Genomic DNA, 2,864 nt, shown 5'->3' with positions numbered 1-2,864 from the left:
ATTGGATCATCGAAGTGGTCGACGGTCTGGCCGCAAATGGCGAGGACGGTAACGGTGAGGTCGAGGCCAAAGTCAAAGCCGAAGTCGCAAACCTCTGCGCCAGATTCCCTATCTATCCAAACTTGTAAACTGAAGGACACCAACCCATGAGCTTTCATTCCATCGAACAGGCTCCTGCCCGCCTAAACCGTAGCGAACTCGCCGTGCCTGGCAGCCAACCCGGAATGTTCGAAAAGGCCGCACAATCGGACGTGGATGTCATCTTCCTTGATCTGGAGGACGCCGTCGCGCCGGACGAGAAAGAACAGGCCCGCAGAAACATCATTGAGGCTCTGAACGACATCGACTGGGGCAGCAAGACCATGTCGGTACGCATCAACGGGCTCGACACGCATTACATGTACCGCGACGTGGTGGATGTGGTTGAACAGGCTGGCGAGCGACTTGATCTGATCATGATCCCCAAAGTCGGCACCGCGGCAGATGTCTATGCCGTCGACATGATGGTCACGCAAATCGAGGATGCAAAGGGGTACAAAAAACGCATCGGATTCGAGCATATCATCGAAACTGCGTTAGGGATGCAGAACGTCAGTGAGATCGCGGCGGCGTCGAAACGTAACGAAAGCCTGCATTTCGGCGTAGCCGACTATGCCGCCTCGACCCGCGCGCGGACGACTATTATCGGCGGTGTTAATCCGGATTATTCCGTTCTGACTGACGCCGATACGGACGGAGGACGCCTGACCCATTGGGGAGATATGTGGCACTATGCGCTTGCCCGCATGGTTGTGGCTGCCCGCGCCAATGGTTTGCGCCCAATCGACGGCCCATTTGGAGACTTCCAAGACCCGGACGGCTACAAAGCCGCCGCAAAGCGCGCGGCAGTTTTAGGCTGCGAGGGCAAATGGGCCATCCATCCCAGCCAGATTTCACTGGCAAACGATGTTATGTCGCCGGGCGACGCCGAAGTCACCAAGGCACAACGCATTCTCGAAGCAATGGCCGAAGCCGAAGCAGCGGGAAAGGGAGCGGTTTCGTTGGATGGCCGCCTGATCGACTATGCTTCGATCCGTCAAGCTGAAGTTATGGTTGAGAAGGCCCGTCAAATCGCAGCAGCATGATCGCCTCATGACTTTACAATCGTCCATGTCTCAACGCGATTGTGCCGCCAACATATTTGCCGAAGCCATAGCCGCGGCAGATCCGGCGGTATCCCTGAGCAGACGACTGCAATCAGCCCCATTGCCTGCGCCCAAACAGGGTGGGCGCAGCATCCTGATCGCGATTGGTAAAGCCGCTCCAGCCATGATGGCGGAAGCCTTGCAAAACGTTCAGGGTGATCATGTCGCTCTGGCCGTGACCCATTCCGAAAACCAAGCGGTCGTACCCGGTGCAACTGTGTTGAACAGTGCACACCCCGTTCCGGACGAACGGGGCCTCAAAGCCGGTCGGCAGATCATTGATCTGCTCAGCACAGCACGCGAGCAAGATCAGATCATAGCGCTGATCTCTGGCGGGGGATCGGCCCTGGTTCCGGCACCTGTGGACGGATTGTCCCTATCGGATAAGATTGCGGTCAACGAGCTCTTGTTGTCTTCCGGATTGGACATCGTGCACATGAACCTGGTGCGCCAGCATCTGAGCCAGCTCAAGGGCGGAGGGTTTCTGCGACACGGTTCACCTGCACCGGTCACAGCCTATATTTTGTCGGATGTGATCGGAGATGACCTGCGTGCCGTTGCCAGCGGCCCCACTTCTCCACCCATCGGAACCCAAGCCGATGCCCGCAGGATCTGCATTGGAGCTGGCATCTGGAAGCGTCTGCCCCAGTCCGTGCGGGACCATCTAGAACACAGCCTTCCTGAACAGACGATAGCAGTTGAAGCGACAAATCATCTGATCGGGTCGAACACGATAAGCCTTGAGGCTGCGCATCGCTGTGCGGCGCAGTTTTGTCGGGCTGAAATTGCCTCCAAAGCACTGACAGGAGACGTGTCCGACGCTGCACGTCAGATTCTGCAAGCGGCCCGTTCTGTGGCTTCCGACCGCCCGGTCGCTCTACTTTTTGGAGGGGAGACAACCGTCCGGCTGCAGGGTGCGGGTCTTGGTGGGCGCAATCAGGAACTAGCGCTGCGCGTCGCCCAACTGGCGCAAGGGGAAGCTATTCCCGGCAACTGGATTTTCCTCAGCGGTGGAACAGATGGCCGTGATGGTCCGACCCCCGCAGCGGGTGCGATTGTGGATGTGGGAACATTCGACCGTATCCGCGATGCGGGGCAAAATCCGTCCACGCTGTTAGCAAACAACGACAGTCACCGGGCATTGGGACTATCGGGTGATCTTCTGATGACTGGTGCGACCGGAACCAATGTTGCAGATATCCAAGTATTGCTGCTTGGGCCTGATGCTTGAGCGCGCGCTAAACTTGACGGGCATCAAGGTTGATATAGCGTCAGAGATGTCGAATTGGAGAGTAATGCCTGAATCCGTCGAGAAAGGTCCGATTCATGCGATAGTCTGATTTCAAAGCCATAAAAGAGGCGTTTATTCCATTGTCACAGGCGATGTTTTAGGCTCTGACGGAGGGATATAGGCATTATTTTTTGCGGGATGTTTGGCGTTGATCGGCGTGTAAGTATTTGTAATTTTCGTTCTAAAGTTGTTTTTTGGAGTAGGATTTGAACCTTTGGCCTTCAGGTTATGAGCCTGACGAGGTGAAGAGGTTAGCAATTGATCCACTGGATCAATTGTAGTCTGAACGGGCTGTGTTGATATTATTCGACCTGGTTGCGGGAGTAGGATTTGAACCTACGACCTTCAGGTTATGAGCCTGACGAGCTACCGGGCTGCTCCATCCCGCG

General features: G+C 56.0%; 2 protein-coding genes and 1 tRNA gene. 2 read left to right on the top strand and 1 reads right to left on the bottom strand.

Features of this window, described 5'->3' with window-relative positions; genetic code table 11:
* Positions 1-146: 146 nt before the first annotated feature.
* On the top strand, positions 147-1,124 hold the full coding sequence (locus tag AC2FIP_RS20615; RefSeq protein WP_496787991.1) for an HpcH/HpaI aldolase/citrate lyase family protein: 978 nt from the start codon (positions 147-149) through the stop codon (positions 1,122-1,124).
* Between the two features lie 7 nt (positions 1,125-1,131).
* Positions 1,132-2,415, top strand: coding sequence for a glycerate kinase type-2 family protein (locus AC2FIP_RS20610; protein ID WP_496787989.1), 1,284 nt, complete (start codon positions 1,132-1,134; stop codon positions 2,413-2,415).
* A gap of 372 nt (positions 2,416-2,787) precedes the next feature.
* Here AC2FIP_RS20610 and AC2FIP_RS20605 read toward each other — a convergent pair.
* Positions 2,788-2,864 (bottom strand) — tRNA-Met (locus AC2FIP_RS20605).

Source organism: Ruegeria sp. CDSB114, from assembly GCF_059611025.1.
The sequence above is the reverse complement of the archived record's forward strand: the minus strand, read 5'-3'. Positions and strand labels throughout refer to the sequence as shown.

Bases quoted from the DNA above. Each gene is read 5' to 3' on its own strand.
- AC2FIP_RS20615 (WP_496787991.1), top strand. From the start codon at position 147: ATGAGCTTTCATTCCATCGAACAGGCTCCTGCCCGCCTAAACCGTAGC.
- AC2FIP_RS20610 (WP_496787989.1), top strand. From the start codon at position 1,132: ATGACTTTACAATCGTCCATGTCTCAACGCGATTGTGCCGCCAACATA.